The organism is Chitinophagaceae bacterium C216 (assembly GCA_028485475.2).
GTDB lineage: Bacteria > Bacteroidota > Bacteroidia > Chitinophagales > Chitinophagaceae > Niabella > Niabella composti.
Map to the genome: position 1 here is coordinate 2,986,568 of CP144143.1, position 17,505 is coordinate 3,004,072.

The window sequence follows — 17,505 nt, forward strand, 5'->3', positions numbered from 1 at the left end:
ACAAATCAATGTTACAGTTTTTCAGAAAATACAGTGAAGTCATTATTTGGAACGGCACCCTTATATTATTGGGCGTAATGAATGTAAATGATACTTCGCTCTGTCTTCTGAAAAATATGGGAATCACTTGGTGCCCGGGTTGTGGATTAGGGCATGCTATTCATTACGCACTGCACTTTGAATTTGAAAAGTCGTTTCAGGAACACATCTTGGGAATACCGGCAACATTGATTCTCTTCTACCAGAGTTGTAAATCTATTTATACAATCAACAAAACCACTCACTATGGACCAGCAACAAATACTAAGAATGTTTCCTGATATAGAATATGAGGAAATGGCAGCGCTCCTGCACCTTACGGAAAATATGACCGAGCAGCAACAACAAACTTTTCTGGTAATTTACCAGGGTAAAAGGAAAGATCGCACACTGATGCTGGTTTTTGCATTACTCGGTTTTGTAGGCGTAGCCGGTATTCACAGAATTATCACTGGTGATATCGGACTGGGTATCTTATACTTCTTTACTGCAGGTCTCTGCTTTATTGGCACTATTGTCGACCTGGTGAACATCAAAAAGCTCACCATGGACTACAATATAAAAATGGCTTACGAGACTGCCAATTTGGCTACCGCCGTATTTAAATAAAATGGGCTTATTTCCGATAACTAATCGCTGCTCCTACGTACACATTTCTACGGGGAGCGGCGTTATAATATCTCCCCCCTGCCCCGTTAATGTCATTTCCTAAGCTATAATTTTCATTCAAGAGGTTATCACCTCCTAAGTATAGCTTAATATTTAACTTATCAATTACTAGTTGATAACCTAACTTAACGCCTAATAAATGATAAGGGTTGGCGACAGCCGTATTCGCATCATTGACAAATATTTTAGAGGCCCCATAATAAGTAGCATTGAGACTAAACCTATTCGCCATAGCCATATCGGCAGCTAGTGTTACTGAGCTACGTGGTACTCCGGGAAGTTGTTTGCCGGAATAATCATTACCCTCCTTAAGAAAAGTTCCATATTTAAAATAGCTATAAGTATATCCCGCAGTAAATACTGCACGATTCAACCATTTCCATCTCTCCTGTCGCAATACATAATCAGCAAACAGCTCTACGCCACGCTGCCGTATTTGTCCGGCATTCACAAAATAATCGGCCCCGGATTCATCGCGCTGTTGTACCAGCCCGTTTTTCATGTCAAAATAAAAACCCGTAGCCTGTAATCTCAATTCATTCCAAAGATATTTCTCCGCCGTTAGTTCATAATTCCATCCTTCTTCTGCTTTTAATGCCGTATTGATGATTCCTGTTGAAGGCAAGAGCTCCGCTATAGTTGGAGAAGCATATCCTTTTGCAACCGAACCTAGAATAGTCAACCTATTATCCCATTTTTTCGAAACCGAGATACGGGGCGCTACTTCGTTACTGAAAGCAAACGGCTGTTGTAGTACAGGTTCCACATTCAAGCGTGTAAACCCCACTTTGGCCTTATTATAACTAGCACCTAGGGTATAAGTCCAGTTGGACATAGTGGTATAGACAACCTGGGCAAACAGACTATATATGGTAGTACTTACTTCATCATCGGTCTGAAGTGTATCGGGAACGCCTTTATTATTTCCATTTACTCGAATGCTATAATCGCCCTTTTGCCATTCAGCTCCGGCATCTACTCTTAGCCTGTTATCTGAGGCTAACGGTGCTTCAAACGTAAACTGTGTTCTTCCTCCGAAATGCGGTTCGATACGTCTTTCATAGTTCCTCACTGCACTATTTTTAATATGATTGTGGGAACCATATACTGTAGTTTGATTAGTGATATTCTGAGCAAAGTGATAAACATAGGTTATACCACCAGTAAGATTTTTTTGCCAGATGGCCGCCTTTGCCTCCACCGCGGAGGGGAATATGCCGGCTGCAGGCCTTGCCGCCCGAGGATTCTTCTGATATTCCTGTAAGGTAAGCGCTCCGGGAGTTTGATAATACATATCGGTATACAGCAAAGCTGCCGTCAATGCTTGTTTTTCTGAAATATACCATCTACCCATCCATGACAGATTATCCCGCTGCACTGCAGACTGCTCTCGATATCCTTTACTTTCATTATGAGCATAAGTTAATTTTGTTGAAAACTTATCCCCTGCAATATTTCCTGTAGCAAGAACAGAATGTAACCCGTAGCTGCCACCAATATACTCCACAGAAGCTTCTGTGTGAGGTGAGATGGCATTTTCAATCAGCAATAGACCTCCTGTTCCAACACCATACATGCTGGAAGCAGGACCTTTAAATACCTCAATTGATGAAAAATTATTATAGGCCAATTGATTGAAGTAAGTATTACCTCCGGGATCAGTTAAGGGAATGCCATTCCAATACACTTTCACATTCCGCACCCCGAAAGGAGAACGCAGCGAGCTACCCCGAATATTGATACGATAACTTCCCGGAGAACGCTCTTCCATACGCATTCCGGGAATAGTGTTAATTTCGGAAAGAAGAGACATCTTATTGGATAAGGATGTGTTCCCTACTACAGAAATCAACCCTGTTGCAAGGTTTCTCTTCTGCCCAAATGCTCGTACCACCACCTCGCTTAGGGGTTTTATGGTATCGAATGTCATATCCTGTGCCGCACTGTTAAAAACAGATAGCAATAACGCCAGCCCCAGCCCGACGCTCCTACTTTTCCTAAACATATTGTTGAAAACTCTGTTCAAAATCTGAAAAGATTAAACCAACAAAGAAAATAAAATTAACTAAGTACTGCTTAATTTTGTTAGTAAAGCACTAAGCTTCCATATTTTATAACGATATATTGCAACAAGATATGTTTACACGCCTCCTTCTTTTCGCTGCGGTAATCTTTGGCTTTATTTCCTGCAAAAATCAGGATACTAAAACTAAAGAAGATGCTACCGCTACTAACCCAACAGATACAACAACGGTTATTACTGAAGAAGACAACTTATCCGCAAAGTTCTTTTACAGGACGTTGGAAGGTACTATTGCGGGCAAACCTGTAGTAATGCATTTACTAAAACATAATGACATGGTGGATGCCAACTATTACTACACTGATTATGGCACACCAATCTTTTTATATAAAGACTGGGATGAAGAAGGAGCAGATAGCCTTTACCTCATTGAAAACACTGATAACGGAAACGGGTTGTCACCCAAAATTGCCCTCTATCTCGCAGAAAACGAAATTACCGGCATATGGAAAAGTGGCGATAATAAAACCACCTACCCTATAAAATTGCGAGAAAGTCAGACAGATGGTACCCTTCGTATAAGAGCATTGAGCTATTCGGACTCTGCAGCATACCTGAAATTCCCCAAAGACACTCCCATTCTAAAATCAACGATAACTGTGGTAATGGCTACCGACAATGATCCGTCTGCCACCTGGTTCAATAACGAATTGAAAAAAATATTGGACAATGGGGATAAAAAATATGCTTCGCTTAATCTGCCGCAGACAGCTCAAGCTATCGTAAATGATTTAAAAAACAATTACAGTAAAGATGTTGACAGCAGTCTTGTGGGTGTAACCGTAGACGATAATATGCCCCATTATTTCCTCAACCGAGAGTATATCACCACCAGTAATGTGGTTCATAATAATAATGGATATATAATTCTTAACGTGTACAACTACTCCTATACCGGGGGAGCACATGGCGACTATGCCACTACCATGTATTGCTTTGACATAAAAAATCAGAAAAAACTACAGCTCAGCGATATCATGAAAGTAGATTCGGTTGCCATACAAAATCTGCTGGACAAATATTATAGAAAGCGGTACCACCTGCGTCCGCGTACTTCTCTAGATCAAAGCCTTTTCGTCAAGCATCTGGCTCCGAATGACAATTTTTATTTTGGACCCAAAGGTCTAGGCTTTATATATAACCCTTACGAGATCGCCCCTTATGCCGCCGGCGAGATCAATGTATGGATTCCTTTTTCGGAACTAGCGACATATCTGAACCCAGAATTTAAAGAAAGGATGGGCCTTTAGAATTTTCTTAATGCTTTAACAATTTTCGGCCAAAACCGATTGGCCGAATCATTTAACTTTAGCCCCAAATGCTAAGGCTGCTTTTCATTTTCTTTTCATTTACCATCTTTCTTGGAGCAAATGCTCAGGTACCCGACTTTATTTCTGTACGAAAAAAGAATGGTGTTCCTGTAAAAAACTATTACGCCGGTATTGAAATATCTTTAATCACACACGATGGGCGGCGCTATGACGCCCTAATAGACCGAATTGCCAACGATAGCATTTTCCTTCGTTATTACACACTGCACGCCTATACTAATATCTTCGGCACTACCAGTTATGATACCATAACGACGTATACCCTAGGTATGCATTATAAGAATATCAAAACCATCCTGGTTCCTAAAATCAGTTACCGCGATCATTATTTAGCTACCTTGGGGAGGTTCGCGGCTATTGGGGGATTTGGCTATGATTTTCTGAACATTTTTAACGGACTGGTACAAAAACACGACCCGCTGTTTGACAAACGTAATACACGCAATGTAGCCATTGCCACCGGTGTGGGGGCTGCGGGATTGTTTTTAAATCGCAAGTATCGACGCCCGGGGAACTCGAGTAAATACAAAATTGTATACGTCAACCTGAGTCAGAGCACACCCTGAAATTAATAGGGGTAATTGCCCCCTTTTTTAAAAGAATATATCTAATTTTCTTCTTTTCTTTGCAGTCTCCTTTCAGGATAAAAACCTGACACATGCAAAAAATCATTCAACTCCGATTATCACCGCAACAAGCTGCCGATGATAGTGCGATCTTGCAGCAAATAGTCGAACAGGAGAGCATTGCACCTGCTACCATTACAGGATTTAACATCATCAAAAAGTCCATTGATGCTCGCTCTAGAACGCCATGGATCAATCTCAAGCTTAATGCCTACATCAACTAACCTTTTCAGGAAAGAGAACGGCCTCCATTTCACTTTCAGGATGTAAGCAGGGCTTCTAAACGTGTGATTATAGTGGGCGCAGGACCTGCAGGTCTTTTTGCAGCCCTCCAGCTTCTTGAAACCGGTATTCGACCTATCATTCTGGAACGCGGAAAAGATGTAAGAGCGCGTCGTCGCGACTTGGCAGCTATCAATAAAAAAGGCATTGTCAATCCCGAAAGTAATTATTGCTTTGGCGAAGGTGGTGCCGGTACTTACAGCGATGGAAAGTTATACACCCGAAGCAACAAGCGCGGAAGTATAGACCGCATCTTAAACCTCTTTGTCAATTTCGGGGCCGAAGAAAAGATACTGTATGAAGCTCATCCACATATCGGCACCAACAAACTGCCTAAGATTATTGTGGCTATGCGAGAACAGATCCTGCAATGTGGCGGAAAAATTTTATTCGAACAAAAGGTTATAGACTTTATTATAGATGATCACATCATCAAAGGAGTAAAAACACAAAAAGGGGATATCATCGAAGCCGATGCTGTGATATTGGCTACCGGTCATTCCGCAAGAGATATTTTTTATTTATTGCAGAAGAAAAATGTGCTGATCGAACCCAAACCCTTTGCCTTGGGTGTTCGTGCGGAGCATCCTCAATCGCTTATCGATACAGCTCAGTACAAGTGCGACTCCCGGGGTCCGTATCTGCCCCCGGCATCCTATAGTCTCGTGCAACAGGTTCATAATATCGGTGTGTTATCCTTTTGCATGTGCCCCGGCGGCATTATCGCTCCCGCCGCCACCGGACATAATGAAATAGTGGTAAACGGTTGGTCCCCTTCTAAAAGAAATAATCCTTATGCCAATTCGGGGATTGTGGTACAGGTTCAACTAAAAGATGTTCTCAGAAACGAAAAACTCAAAAACCCTGACCCTTTATCACTCCTACGATTTCAGCAAGAGATAGAAAGGGCTGCATTTGTAGCAGGTGGGGGACAGCTAAAAGCACCTGCTCAACGTATGGTAGATTTTTGTACTAATAAATTTTCGTCATCACTACCCGACTGCTCCTATCTAACCGGTATAACCAGTGCCGATTTAAGAACTGTTTTGCCCCCGTTTATCTACAAAGCCCTGCAGAAAGCTTTCGTGGAGTTTGGCAAAAAAATGAAAGGCTATTACACGAACGATGCAGTATTGGTAGCAACTGAATCACGTACTTCTTCACCGGTACGAATTCCCAGAGATGCTGACACCTTACAACATCCTCAGCTAAAAAATCTTTACCCCTGTGGGGAAGGTGCAGGCTATGCAGGAGGTATTGTTAGTGCCGCCATGGATGGAGAAAAGATCGCACGGATGATTGCCGCTACCTTAACTTATGCTTAAAATACTCCGAGAAAAACAAATTATTTAAGCTTTTCATTACTCGCGTGTCTGTCTGCATCGCGCTTTGTTTTCTTTTCAAAGCTTTGTTGTAATGCTGCAGTAAGATCTACGCCTGTCTGATTAGCCAAACAAAGGAGCACCCATAACACATCAGCCATTTCTTCTCCCAGCAATGCTTTACGTTCATCATCCGAATACTTTTTACCATCCTTATAAGACTGATCACCATAAAGCCGTGCCATGTGGCGTGCCAACTCTCCTACTTCTTCGGTAAGAATGGCCATATTCGTCAATTCGCCGAAATATCTAACACCGATGGTTTTAATCCATTCATCTACGCGCTGTTGCGCCTCGCTAATTGTTATACTCATTCTTTATTTTTTGTATCGATGATGATGGTGACAGGACCGTCGTTCAGCAACGCAACTTTCATATCTGCACCAAATACACCTGTTTGAATGGGCTTACCCAAATCTTTTTCTAACTGCTGAATCATTTTATTATACAAAGGAATAGCTATATCGGGTTTGCTGGCTCTGATATAAGAAGGACGGTTCCCTTTTTTTATCGAAGCATGCAACGTAAACTGGCTCACCAGCAGCACCTCTCCATTGATATCCTTTACGGAAATATTCATGACCCCGGCATCGTCATTAAAAATACGTAGCTGCGTTATTTTCTGACTTAACCAGGCAATATCTTCATCGTTATCGGCATCCTCAATCCCCAGCAATATCAGTAACCCCTGCTCTATGGAAGCATGAAGTTGGCCATCAATCGTAACAGATGCTTTTTGCACTCTTTGTACTACCGCTCGCATAAGGATTTTTTATACACTTCAAAAATAAAATCTAATTTAGAGTGATAAAATTAATAATGGATGTATCGCGCGAAATAATTTTTAAAACCACTCGCAGCAGTGGTAAAGGCGGACAAAATGTAAACAAAGTAGAAACCGCCGTGGTGGCTTATTTTGACATCACTGCATCCTCACTGCTTACACCTGAGCAAAAGTCACGTGTATACCACAGATTAAGTACACGCATTAATGCCAATGGAGTATTGCAGGTAAGATCCAAAAGCCATCGCACGCAACTAGAAAACAAAGAAGATGCCGTCAGAAAGATAAATGCACTTGTCGTTCAGGCCTTACAGGTGAGAAAGCCACGTATTGCTACTACCGCTACCCGTGCATCCATTGAAAAAAGAATTGAACGTAAAAAGAAAGAAAGCGTTAAGAAAAGTTTTCGAAGGAAAATAGATAAAAACAATCTCGAATAATATCAAGGAAAGGTCTTAAATATCGTAAAGCGTAATAGAAGCTCTATAAACAATAGCCCCAGCGCCAACAATACAAACGGAATAAACATCTCCTCAATCTCTTTATATCTGATAATTTCTACCTTCGATTTTTCCAGCTGATCGATTTCTGAATAAATAGCCTGTAGTGAGGCTTTATCCGTAGCCCGAAAATACTTACCACCTGTCTCCGAAGCTATACGCGTTAAGAGTGTTTCATCAATATCATTTCTTACAGTGTTGCCTGCATTATCTTTTACCACTTGCTCTATCATAAACTCTGTCGAGCCCAGACCAATACAATACACCTTTACATTTTCTGCCTTAGCAATCTCAGTTGCTGTATAAGGATCAATGATTCTTGTAACCGGCGCCTCTTCTTTTCCATCAGTAAGCAAAATAACCACTCGACTTTTACTACTTCCCTTACTCACTCTATTTACTGCCATAGCTAGCCCTTCTCCTATCAATGTTCCATCGGCAAGATAGCCTCCATCTTTAATCTTAAGACTTTGCAACTGCGTCAAAAGAGTATTTTTATCGGAAGTAATAGGGCATTTAGTAAAACTTTCACCGCCGAAAATCACTAACCCTATTCTATCTACCGGTCTGCTTTTCACAAATTCTGCCGCTACTTCCTTAGCTACCTGAAAGCGCGAAGGCTTAATATCGTTAGTGAGCATACTCGCACTTACATCCATACATAACACTATATCGATCCCCTCTCCTTCCGCATGGGTTTGATCGGTCTGATGTTGCGGTCTGGCTAATGCCATAATCAGGCATATCAAAGCCAGTATGCGCAATACAAAAGGTAGATGTCTGAAATTAGTTTTAAATGTAGAAGGCGTATTTACATTTACTGCGGAAGTAAGCAAAGCCGCCTTATGATTTCTTTCGTTTCTGATATAACGGGCGATTAAAAAAGGTATCAACCCCAACAGAATAAAATTCTCGGGCCATACGAAAACAATATTTTTTAACCATTCGTATATCATGTCGCTAATTGACCTTTTTATAATCGCATCTCCAGTTAGACAGATTTAATAAGTTGTGGATTTTTGTTCAATACATCCTCTAGGTAATGCACGGCACCTTCAATTACTTCATATGCAGACAGGGCTTCACTTTTTTGCGGCATATACTTTGCAAATTTTACAAAATCGCACATATACATTACCTGTACCAAACTGTCGTATCTTATTTCATCACGGAATAAGGGCTGCAGTTTTTGCGCCAGATCTGTAGAAGTATGCTGCAACGAGCTGATTCCAGTTCTTTCCAGCACATAAGCTCTGAATATTTCTATCAATTGTTCGTAATATCCTTTTTCATGTATATGCGATGTTTTAAGCTCCTTCAAATTTCTTAGCGCTTTTGCATAAGCCGATTCGGTGGATTTTTTTACAGGTTTTGCTTGTTGCGGTCGCTCTCCGGTGATCCAGTATATCAGCAACACCAGTACTATCAAAAAGATGACAATAGGATACCACCATCTTTCCTGCGAAGGATCCATTCTGAATGACACATCCAGTACATCCTGCACATCGTGATAGGGTTGCGTGGGATCAAAATCCTCTGTAAATACAACATCGATTAGAATACTATTTGTCTTTACAAACGGACGAAAAGTAAAAGACGGAATTACCCATTGTCCAGAATCGAAACTAGTGAGCTGATAATATTGTTTGAAAATAGAGGTATCCCCTTTTTGTATTGTTCGGATACTATCTTTTATTAGAAACTCAAAATGCGGAATACTATCTACCTTGAATGGATCAAAGGGCGCATTATTCAAAGTTTTTATTTCCAAGGTTAACCATAAAGGCTCTCCCAAGAGAATCCGGTTTTTATCGGTACTGGCATTGACGCCTACTACCTGACCCTGAACAGTTAATACCATCAGGGACATCAACATCAAAAAAAATTTGATTGCATGTGTCCTGAGAAAATATATTAAGTCAACAATATTCAATTTACATCCCTTCAATCCTGTAAGCTTTAAATATTCCTTATCTGATTCTGCTCCTAAAAAATCGCTGAAGTACCGTCACATAATCATCGCCCGTTTGTATATGCAACAGATCGCATCCGGCTTTTTTAAAAACATTCACACAATAGTCTGTGGCAGCAAAAAAGTTCTCTTCATACTTTCTTCTTACATAAGCATTACTAGTATCTATCCATTGGGCTGCACCGGTTTCGGCATCCAACATCTGAATCAAGCCAGCATTAGGCAATTCCTTATCCATCTGATCATAAATCTTTATACCAATCAGATCATGCTTCTTTCCTGCAACACGTAATGCATCTTCGTATCCCCTATCAATAAAATCGCCCAATACGAAAGCAATGCTGGACTGCTTAATGGCATTGGTAAAATATTTCAGCGCAGCACCCATATGGGTACCTCTCCCTTTTGATTCTAATGCCAGCACTTCTCTCACTATATACAACGCATGTTGTCTGCCCTTTTTGGGAGGAATATATTTTTCTACCCTATCACTGTAAAAGACGGCTCCTACTTTATCTCCGTTGCTTACCGCTGAAAACGCCAGCACTGCAGCTATTTCGGTGGCTACATCGCGCTTACTGCCATAATGCGTTCCAAACAAAGAACTGTTACTCAGATCCACCAACAACATTACTGTTAGCTCGCGCTCTTCCTCAAATACTTTACTAAAGGGATGGCCAAATCGGGCTGATACATTCCAGTCGATAAACCGTACATCATCGCCAGGTGCATATTCACGCACTTCTTTAAAGGACATACCTTTTCCTTTAAATGCACTATGATATTCGCCTGAGAAAAGATCCCGGGCCAGCTTCTTACTTCTGATTTCGAGCTCACGAACTTTTTTAAGTATTTCGGAAGTGGAACGCATCATTCATTGGGTGCTTAAGGAACGTTCACCTGTCTTAAAATTTCATCAATAATATCTTCTACATTTACATTTTCGGCCTCAGCCTCATATGTAAGCCCGATGCGATGCCGCAACACATCATGTGCAATACTGCGAATATCTTCGGGTATTACAAATCCTCTTTTATTTAAGAAAGCTTGTGCCTTTCCTGCTAAAGCCAGATTGATGCTGCCTCTTGGGGAAGCTCCGTAGGAAATAAGAGGCTCTAGTTTTTGGGCCTGATATCGTCCGGGATAGCGGCTGGCAAATACAATATCCAGTATGTAACGCTCTACTTTTTCGTCGAGATAAATATCACGCACTAAATCCCGCGCATGTAATACATCCTTTATGTTGACCACAGGTTTTATTTCGGGAAGCTGTATGGATTGTACGTTGGAACGAAGGATCAGCTGCTCTTCGTGCATCTCGGGATAACGTACAATAACCTTCATCAAAAATCTGTCGGCCTGAGCTTCGGGTAAAGGATAAGTTCCTTCCTGCTCTAGTGGATTTTGTGTAGCCAGCACTAAAAAAGGTTCTTCCAATTTATAGGTGGTATCGCCAATGGTTACCTGACGCTCCTGCATAGCCTCCAGCAAAGCCGACTGCACTTTGGCCGGAGCACGATTGATTTCGTCAGCTAAAATAAAATTGGCAAAGATGGGTCCCTTACGTACCACAAAATCATTCTCCTGCTGATTATAAATCAATGTGCCGATTACATCTGCAGGCAATAAATCTGGTGTAAACTGTATTCTACTGAAGTTAGCTTGTATAGCTGTAGCCAACGATTTAATGGTAAGCGTTTTTGCCAATCCCGGCACCCCTTCGAGCAATACGTGTCCATTACTTAAAAGCCCAATCAGTAGTCGGTCCAACATATGCGACTGGCCTATGATAACATGACCAATTTCCTCCTTCAGCTTATCAGTAAAGGCGCCGGCAATAGCAATTTTTTCATTTAAAATTCTAATATCTTCTGCGGTTTTATTCATCATGAGATATGCATTCAAGATTTTAATAATGGCTATCAGCTCAAATATTTTGCCACAATAGGCAATCTTCGTCCTACACCAAATGCTTTATAGCTGACGCGAATGATAGGGCAAAACTGATTGCGTTTATACTCATTCATGTTTACAAGGCGCAAGATGCGGTTTACGAGCGTTTCATCAAATCCTTGCGCTATGAGTTCTTTAGGTCCCTGCCGCTCCTCAATATACTTAAACAAAATAGTATCCAACTCATCATATTCGGGCAGACTGTCGCTGTCTTTTTGATTGGGCCTTAATTCTGCCGATGGCGCTTTTACTAAAATATGATGAGGTATAACTTCTTTTTCTTTATTAATCAAGCGGGCCAGCGCATACACCTGAGTTTTATACACATCGCCCAATACACTCAATCCACCGGCCATATCCCCATACAATGTTCCGTAACCGGTTGCCAGCTCACTCTTATTGGATGTATTAAGCAAAATATAACCGAATTTATTGGCTATAGCCATCAGCAGATTTCCTCGCGTACGACTTTGAATGTTTTCTTCCGCAACGCTAAAAGGCAAGTCCTGAAAAATAGGTTTTAGCTCGGTGAGGAAGCTGTCATAGATATTTTTAATGGGAATAATATCATAAGGATTTTGAAGATTTTGGCTCAACGCCTCCGCATCACTTATGGAGTGAGATGTAGAAAAGTGTGAAGGCATAAGGATGGCACGCACATTTTCCTGGCCCAATGCTTCTACCGCCAACGCCAGTGTTACAGCACTATCAATACCTCCACTGGATCCCAAAATAGCCTTAGTGAAACCCATTTTGGAGAAATAATCTCTAATACCCAGTACTAGTGCTGAGCGAATTTCGGCGATATTTTTTTCATCTTTGAGATACTCCAATACATCCCTACCTGCACTCACTTCCGAAGCTGAGTAATAAATCTTCACCGAATCTTCACTTTGAGGAGAGGTCTCCTTAATCAAATCGTCCAATTCAAAAACCCCAAAGTCTTCTTCAAAATATTTCAATTCGGCCACTTGATTACCTGCACTATCATACACCAAACTACCCCCATCAAACACAATTTCGGTTTGAGAGCCTACCGTATTACAGTAAAACATCGGCAGTTTATATTTGAGCGTATGAGCTTTGACGATACCGTTGCGCACCACATCCTGCGCATAATTGTAAGGAGAAGCCGAAAGATTGATGATGACATCAGGCTCAAACTGAATCAGCTTTTCCATTGGCGTAATTCGATATAGGGGATTTTCGCCCATGTTCCAGATATCTTCACATATAGTGACCGCTAATTTTTTGCCCTTAAAGGGGACTACGTTCCAATCATATGCAGGCTCAAAATAACGTCCCTCATCAAATACATCATAAGTAGGAAGTAATGTTTTATGCACTTCGGCCTTAATTTCTTTTTCATATAACAAATAAGCCGCATTGAATAAGTCCTTTCCTTCGAAATTAGGGTTTCGAGCAGGAGCACCCACCAGTACGCCAATAGTATCTGCATGTTCTTTTATCGTATCAAGGGCCTGATAGCACTGGTTGATAAAATCATTAAACTCCAGAAAATCGCGTGGAGGATAACCGCATACACATAATTCTGAAAATATTACTAAATCGGCACCTTGCTTTTTGGCCTCCTGGATACCGCTGATAATTTTCTGCACATTTAGATCAAAATTTCCGATATGATAGTTCTGCTGAGCTAATGCTATTTTCATATAATCAATTTCCTAGTTACAAATGTAGTCTTCTACCCTTAGAAATGAAATAAGTAGGTATTTTTTAACACCTGATGCAAAGCACTTTATTCACACCTAAAATTCATATTATAACTAAAATTTTAGTACTTCATGCCACTCTTTCACCTACTTTTGCATCTTTAGGAACGATCCGTGAAGTTTTCGGCTTACTTTTTGCAATTGTTGTTGTCTAAAAAATAAATAAATGAAAAAAATATTCATAGCTAGCTTATTTCTATGCACTTGCGGCTTTGCTTTTGGACAAGGAAATGTAGTCGCAGAGCGTACCAAAGCCAGGAATTTCATGCAATCGGGCGATTTAGATAATGCCGTCCTGGTATTAACCAAAGCACAGGAAACCTATAAAGATGATCCCGAACTGCTTAAAGATCTTTCTCTAGCTTATTATTATAAAGGTGATTACAATAAAGCGTTAGAAACTATCAAAACTGTAATTGCTAGCCCTGACTGCGACGCCATTGCTTATCAAATTGCCGGTAGCATATATAAAGCTCAGGAGAATTTTAAGGAAGCTGAAAAAATATACAAGGAAGCCCTTAAAGATTTCCCCAAAAGCGGGCCTCTGTATAATGACTACGGAGAACTCCTAGATATCATGAAAAACCCCAAAGGCGCTATTGATATGTGGCAGAAAGGGATGCAGGCCGCTCCTTCGTATGGTGGCAACTATTACAACGCGGCTGTTTACTACTATAAACAACAGGACGATAAAATCTGGGCTATCATTTACGGCGAAATCTATGCTAACATGGAAAGCCTCAATCCCAGAGCAAATAGTATCAAGAAAATGGTTCTAGATGCTTATAAGCAAAAGCTCTTCATTTCCTCTGATCTAGCCGCCGTAGCAGCTAAGGAAAAGAACGAGTTTGCCAAGGCTGTATTAAACACTTTTGCAAAGCAGTCGGGTATTTCAGCCCAGGGCATCACTCCCGAAAGTTTAGCCATGATTCGTACCCGGTTTATTTTGGATTGGTTTGCGTCCTATGGCGATAAATTCCCCTTCCGTCTTTTCGAATTTCACCAGCAGCTCATGAAAGACGGATTATTCGAATCTTATAACCAATGGATGTTTGGACCAGTAAACAACCAAGCAGCCTTTGAAAAATGGGTAAACGAACATAAGGAGGAGTACGATCGATTCACCAATTATCACACTTCAAGAATATTTAAAATGCCGAACGGGCAAGTATATTCTGTGAAATAACATAATATGAAAATATTCATAAGCGCTTATCCGGCAGGGTAAGCGCTTATTATTTTTATACTGCTCCGCAACGTGTACATTGAGCTTATTTTTTTCTTAACTTGTAGACACTTTAAACAATTGACTAATGAATTACCCAACTTACCGATTGTTTGATGCCATATCCTACCAGTTAGAAAACTTCCCTAAATCCGACGCTCTAAATGCTAAAGAGAACGGACGATGGAGATCTTACAGTACTCAAGAGATCGAGAATTTGGTTAACCGATTTTCAGCCGGCCTCCTCATCCGGGGCGTAAGCGGTGGCGACTTCACTGCTGAAAATAGCGACAAAATTGCTATCATTAGTGGTAACCGGCCGGAATGGGTGTTTACCGACCTAGCTGTTCAGCAGACCGGCGCTATTCTCACGCCTATCTATCCCACTACAGCACTACCAGAACTGGAATATATTTTAAATGAATCGCAGGCCAAATACATCTTTGTAAGTAACGCCGAACTGGTAGAAAAAGTAAAATCGGTAAATACCCCCTATCTGCAAGGTATCTATACTTTTGATAAAGTAGAAGGCGTACCTCATTACTCGGAATTACTGGATCTCGCGGATGACGGCACATTACATACTTTAGAAAAAATAAAACAACAGATACCTAATTCTCATGTGGCCACTATCATTTATACAAGTGGCACTACAGGTGTACCCAAAGGAGTAATGCTTACTCATAGCAATATTGTAAGTAATATCTATTTTTCTAAAGCCAGTTTTCCATTCCCTGATCAGCCGCAAACCAAAACATTAAGCTTTCTGCCACTCAATCATATTTTCGAAAAAATGATTACTTACCTGTACATGTTCAGTGGTATCAGCATCTATTACGCAGAAAGCTTGGAAACCATTGCCGATAATTTAAGAGAAATAAAACCTGATGGATTTACTACCGTTCCCCGTTTGCTGGAAAAGGTATATGAAAAAATTATGGCCAAGGGGAATGCACTGACAGGCATCAAAAGGAAACTATTCTTCTGGAGTATTCAACTGGGCATGCAATACGATAATATTAATCCACCCAAGGGGCTCTATAATTTTAAACTCTCCATTGCCCGAAAACTTGTATTTAAAAAATGGAGAGAAGCCTTGGGAGGAAATATCAGTTTTATTATCACAGGCGGTGCGGCAGCTTCCGAAAAACTTTTAAGGGTCTTTAATGCTGCGGGCATTCCGGTTTACGAAGGCTATGGACCAACAGAAAATAGTCCCGTAATCTGTGTTAACAGAAAACAAAATAACGACACCCGTTATGGAACTGTGGGTCCTGCCATTGAAGGTATTGAAGTAAAACTGGCCGAAGATGGGGAAATACTGGTCAAAGGCCCCTGTGTTATGAAAGGCTATTATAAACATCCAGAGCTCACCGCAGAAGTGATCAAAGATGGCTGGCTACATACGGGCGACATCGGCACACTCATCGAAAACCGATTTTTCAAAATAACCGACCGCAAAAAAGAACTCTTTAAAACCAGCGGCGGAAAATATGTTGCCCCCCAGCCCATCGAAAACAAAATGAAAGAAAGCAAGTTCATTGAGCAGATTATAGTAGTAGGCAGTGAACGCAAATTTGTAGGAGCCTTGATTGTTCCTGCATTTAATGTGGTCAGAGAATGGATGAAAGAAAACAATCTTCCCGAAATGAGCAACGAAGAAATCGTTAAAAACGATAAAGTGCATGAATTATTCCGCTCAGTACTTGACCATCACAATAAAAGCATCAATAAGGTAGAACAAATTAAAAAATTCGTACTACTACCCAAGGAATGGAGTGTAGATGGGGGTGAGATGACACCCAAACTGAGCTTGAGACGAAAAGTAATCTTGGAGAAATACGCTGCAGAAATCGAAAGCATCTATCATTAGTTTCAAAATAAAAGCCGTCTTTACAATAACGTTCAGACGGCTTTTTTATTAGATGAGTTATTACAATCTTATATGCGTTGCACTGCTTCCTTTACCTTACCTAGAACATCGGTATTCAGCATTTTTACAGCCACATCGATCATATTGCTAAAGGCTGTGGCATGAGAAATACCGTGGCCGATAATCACAGGTTTTTCTACACCCAGCACAGGAGTACCTCCGTAAATTTCAAAATTAAAGCGGTTCAAATAGGGATTATCGATTTGTTGTTCTTGGGCAATATCGTAAATAGACTCGGCCATTTTCAAAATAACATTGCCGGTAAATCCTTCACAAACCATCACATCGGCTTGGTTCCTAAATACGTCGCGCCCCTCCACGTTTCCGATAAAATTAATAGCCTTGTTGCTTTTCAACATAGGATAGGCTGCCTGTGCTAGTATATTTCCCTTGCCTTCTTCTTCACCCACATTCATCAGGCCTACTTTAGGATTCTCCACTCCAAAAATGTACTGACAGAATACAGAACCCATTACGGCAAATTGATTAAGATGTTCCGGTTTACAATCGGCATTCAATCCTACATCCAACAGTAAGCCTGTACTACCGTCCGGCTTAGGGATTACCGAAGAAATAGTTGGCCTCAAAACTCCCTCAACCACTTTAATACTAAACATAGCGCCTACCATCATCGCACCAGTATTGCCTGCGCTGATGAAGGCATCTATTTTTCCTGCGGCTAAATGCTGAAATCCTACGGCAATAGACGAATCAGTTTTTTCTTTCAGTGCTTTGGTAGGATGTTCGTTCATACCAATCACCTGTGAAGTAGGTTGAATGGTATACTTTTCTTGAGGTACTTCGTTTTCAGATAACAGAGGCTTCAGTTGCTCTTCATTCCCGAACAATACCAAATGTAATTGCTCAAAGCTATTTTTTAAAAGGTACTGCTTTACCCCTTTCACCGCTTCCTGTGGCGCATAATCGCCACCCATCATATCAATTCCTATATTCATATAATAGCTAAAATAAAAAATTCCGGATACATTACAC

General features: G+C 40.8%; 18 protein-coding genes. 9 read left to right on the forward strand and 9 right to left on the reverse strand.

The window, feature by feature from the left end; genetic code table 11:
- Positions 1-8: 8 nt before the first annotated feature.
- Together PIECOFPK_RS12850 and PIECOFPK_RS12855 are read left to right on the forward strand one after the other, a co-directional pair.
- On the forward strand, positions 9-320 hold the full coding sequence (locus PIECOFPK_RS12850) for a DUF2752 domain-containing protein (RefSeq protein ID WP_409966075.1): 312 nt from the start codon (positions 9-11) through the stop codon (positions 318-320).
- Positions 286-648, forward strand: a complete 363-nt coding sequence (locus PIECOFPK_RS12855; RefSeq protein ID WP_409966076.1) for a TM2 domain-containing protein — start codon at positions 286-288, stop codon at positions 646-648. Before PIECOFPK_RS12850 ends, PIECOFPK_RS12855 begins: the two co-directional genes overlap by 35 nt.
- Positions 649-655: 7 nt before the next feature.
- Here the strand turns inward: PIECOFPK_RS12855 and PIECOFPK_RS12860 are convergent, their stop codons facing one another.
- Positions 656-2,713, reverse strand: coding sequence for a TonB-dependent receptor (locus tag PIECOFPK_RS12860; RefSeq protein ID WP_409966077.1), 2,058 nt, complete (start codon positions 2,711-2,713; stop codon positions 656-658).
- Between the two features lie 131 nt (positions 2,714-2,844).
- On the opposite strand from PIECOFPK_RS12860, the gene PIECOFPK_RS12865 reads away from it, so the two are divergent.
- The 4 genes from PIECOFPK_RS12865 to PIECOFPK_RS12880 all read left to right on the forward strand — a co-directional run bounded on the left by PIECOFPK_RS12865 (position 2,845) and on the right by PIECOFPK_RS12880 (position 6,355).
- Positions 2,845-4,041, forward strand: coding sequence for a DUF3298 and DUF4163 domain-containing protein (locus PIECOFPK_RS12865; protein ID WP_330973872.1), 1,197 nt, complete (start codon positions 2,845-2,847; stop codon positions 4,039-4,041).
- A 68-nt stretch (positions 4,042-4,109) separates the two neighbouring features.
- Complete coding sequence (locus PIECOFPK_RS12870; RefSeq protein ID WP_330973871.1) at positions 4,110-4,688, forward strand: hypothetical protein; 579 nt, start codon at positions 4,110-4,112, stop codon at positions 4,686-4,688.
- Positions 4,689-4,780: 92 nt separating this feature from the next.
- Positions 4,781-4,972, forward strand: coding sequence for a hypothetical protein (locus PIECOFPK_RS12875; protein ID WP_330973870.1), 192 nt, complete (start codon positions 4,781-4,783; stop codon positions 4,970-4,972).
- A gap of 63 nt (positions 4,973-5,035) precedes the next feature.
- Positions 5,036-6,355, forward strand: a complete 1,320-nt coding sequence (locus PIECOFPK_RS12880; protein WP_409966078.1) for an NAD(P)/FAD-dependent oxidoreductase — start codon at positions 5,036-5,038, stop codon at positions 6,353-6,355.
- A gap of 20 nt (positions 6,356-6,375) precedes the next feature.
- Here the strand turns inward: PIECOFPK_RS12880 and PIECOFPK_RS12885 are convergent, their stop codons facing one another.
- Both PIECOFPK_RS12885 and dtd read right to left on the reverse strand, forming a co-directional pair.
- Entirely contained in the window at positions 6,376-6,726 is a 351-nt protein-coding gene (locus PIECOFPK_RS12885; RefSeq protein WP_330973868.1) for a nucleotide pyrophosphohydrolase, read from the reverse strand.
- Positions 6,723-7,175, reverse strand: a complete 453-nt coding sequence (gene dtd / locus PIECOFPK_RS12890) for a D-aminoacyl-tRNA deacylase (protein WP_330973867.1) — start codon at positions 7,173-7,175, stop codon at positions 6,723-6,725. Before dtd ends, PIECOFPK_RS12885 begins: the two co-directional genes overlap by 4 nt.
- Positions 7,176-7,216: 41 nt before the next feature.
- Here dtd and arfB point away from each other — a divergent pair, with 41 nt between their 5' ends.
- Positions 7,217-7,636: an alternative ribosome rescue aminoacyl-tRNA hydrolase ArfB gene (gene arfB / locus PIECOFPK_RS12895; RefSeq protein WP_409966079.1), complete on the forward strand. Its 420-nt coding sequence runs from the start codon at positions 7,217-7,219 to the stop codon at positions 7,634-7,636.
- Between the two features lie 2 nt (positions 7,637-7,638).
- On the opposite strand, the gene PIECOFPK_RS12900 is transcribed toward arfB, so the two are convergent.
- The 5 genes from PIECOFPK_RS12900 to PIECOFPK_RS12920 form a co-directional block, all read right to left on the reverse strand.
- Positions 7,639-8,652, reverse strand: a complete 1,014-nt coding sequence (locus PIECOFPK_RS12900) for a vWA domain-containing protein (RefSeq protein ID WP_409966080.1) — start codon at positions 8,650-8,652, stop codon at positions 7,639-7,641.
- Between the two features lie 35 nt (positions 8,653-8,687).
- Positions 8,688-9,572, reverse strand: coding sequence for a hypothetical protein (locus PIECOFPK_RS12905; RefSeq protein WP_409966081.1), 885 nt, complete (start codon positions 9,570-9,572; stop codon positions 8,688-8,690).
- Between the two features lie 94 nt (positions 9,573-9,666).
- Positions 9,667-10,542, reverse strand: a complete 876-nt coding sequence (locus PIECOFPK_RS12910; protein ID WP_409966082.1) for a DUF58 domain-containing protein — start codon at positions 10,540-10,542, stop codon at positions 9,667-9,669.
- An 11-nt stretch (positions 10,543-10,553) separates the two neighbouring features.
- Entirely contained in the window at positions 10,554-11,555 is a 1,002-nt protein-coding gene (locus PIECOFPK_RS12915) for an AAA family ATPase (protein WP_409966829.1), read from the reverse strand.
- A 35-nt stretch (positions 11,556-11,590) separates the two neighbouring features.
- A complete protein-coding gene (locus tag PIECOFPK_RS12920; protein WP_330973861.1) occupies positions 11,591-13,294 on the reverse strand; it encodes an NAD+ synthase in 1,704 nt (567 codons plus the stop codon).
- Between the two features lie 226 nt (positions 13,295-13,520).
- Between PIECOFPK_RS12920 and PIECOFPK_RS12925 the strand changes: the two genes are divergently transcribed.
- Both PIECOFPK_RS12925 and PIECOFPK_RS12930 read left to right on the forward strand, forming a co-directional pair.
- Positions 13,521-14,540 (forward strand): tetratricopeptide repeat protein, encoded by a 1,020-nt coding sequence (locus PIECOFPK_RS12925; RefSeq protein WP_409966083.1) that lies wholly within the window; start codon positions 13,521-13,523, stop codon positions 14,538-14,540.
- A 127-nt stretch (positions 14,541-14,667) separates the two neighbouring features.
- Positions 14,668-16,452 (forward strand): AMP-dependent synthetase/ligase, encoded by a 1,785-nt coding sequence (locus PIECOFPK_RS12930; RefSeq protein WP_409966084.1) that lies wholly within the window; start codon positions 14,668-14,670, stop codon positions 16,450-16,452.
- A 68-nt stretch (positions 16,453-16,520) separates the two neighbouring features.
- Here the strand turns inward: PIECOFPK_RS12930 and plsX are convergent, their stop codons facing one another.
- Entirely contained in the window at positions 16,521-17,468 is a 948-nt protein-coding gene (plsX, locus tag PIECOFPK_RS12935; protein WP_330973858.1) for a phosphate acyltransferase PlsX, read from the reverse strand.
- Positions 17,469-17,505: the final 37 nt, after the last annotated feature.

Bases quoted from the DNA above. Each gene is read 5' to 3' on its own strand.
- PIECOFPK_RS12850 (WP_409966075.1), top strand. From the start codon at position 9: ATGTTACAGTTTTTCAGAAAATACAGTGAAGTCATTATTTGGAACGGC.
- PIECOFPK_RS12855 (WP_409966076.1), top strand. From the start codon at position 286: ATGGACCAGCAACAAATACTAAGAATGTTTCCTGATATAGAATATGAG.
- PIECOFPK_RS12860 (WP_409966077.1), bottom strand. From the start codon at position 2,713: ATGTTTAGGAAAAGTAGGAGCGTCGGGCTGGGGCTGGCGTTATTGCTA.
- PIECOFPK_RS12865 (WP_330973872.1), top strand. From the start codon at position 2,845: ATGTTTACACGCCTCCTTCTTTTCGCTGCGGTAATCTTTGGCTTTATT.
- PIECOFPK_RS12870 (WP_330973871.1), top strand. From the start codon at position 4,110: ATGCTAAGGCTGCTTTTCATTTTCTTTTCATTTACCATCTTTCTTGGA.
- PIECOFPK_RS12875 (WP_330973870.1), top strand. From the start codon at position 4,781: ATGCAAAAAATCATTCAACTCCGATTATCACCGCAACAAGCTGCCGAT.
- PIECOFPK_RS12885 (WP_330973868.1), bottom strand. From the start codon at position 6,726: ATGAGTATAACAATTAGCGAGGCGCAACAGCGCGTAGATGAATGGATT.
- dtd (WP_330973867.1), bottom strand. From the start codon at position 7,175: ATGCGAGCGGTAGTACAAAGAGTGCAAAAAGCATCTGTTACGATTGAT.
- PIECOFPK_RS12900 (WP_409966080.1), bottom strand. From the start codon at position 8,652: ATGATATACGAATGGTTAAAAAATATTGTTTTCGTATGGCCCGAGAAT.
- PIECOFPK_RS12905 (WP_409966081.1), bottom strand. From the start codon at position 9,572: ATGTTGATGTCCCTGATGGTATTAACTGTTCAGGGTCAGGTAGTAGGC.
- PIECOFPK_RS12910 (WP_409966082.1), bottom strand. From the start codon at position 10,542: ATGATGCGTTCCACTTCCGAAATACTTAAAAAAGTTCGTGAGCTCGAA.
- PIECOFPK_RS12915 (WP_409966829.1), bottom strand. From the start codon at position 11,555: ATGAATAAAACCGCAGAAGATATTAGAATTTTAAATGAAAAAATTGCT.
- PIECOFPK_RS12920 (WP_330973861.1), bottom strand. From the start codon at position 13,294: ATGAAAATAGCATTAGCTCAGCAGAACTATCATATCGGAAATTTTGAT.
- PIECOFPK_RS12925 (WP_409966083.1), top strand. From the start codon at position 13,521: ATGAAAAAAATATTCATAGCTAGCTTATTTCTATGCACTTGCGGCTTT.
- PIECOFPK_RS12930 (WP_409966084.1), top strand. From the start codon at position 14,668: ATGAATTACCCAACTTACCGATTGTTTGATGCCATATCCTACCAGTTA.
- plsX (WP_330973858.1), bottom strand. From the start codon at position 17,468: ATGAATATAGGAATTGATATGATGGGTGGCGATTATGCGCCACAGGAA.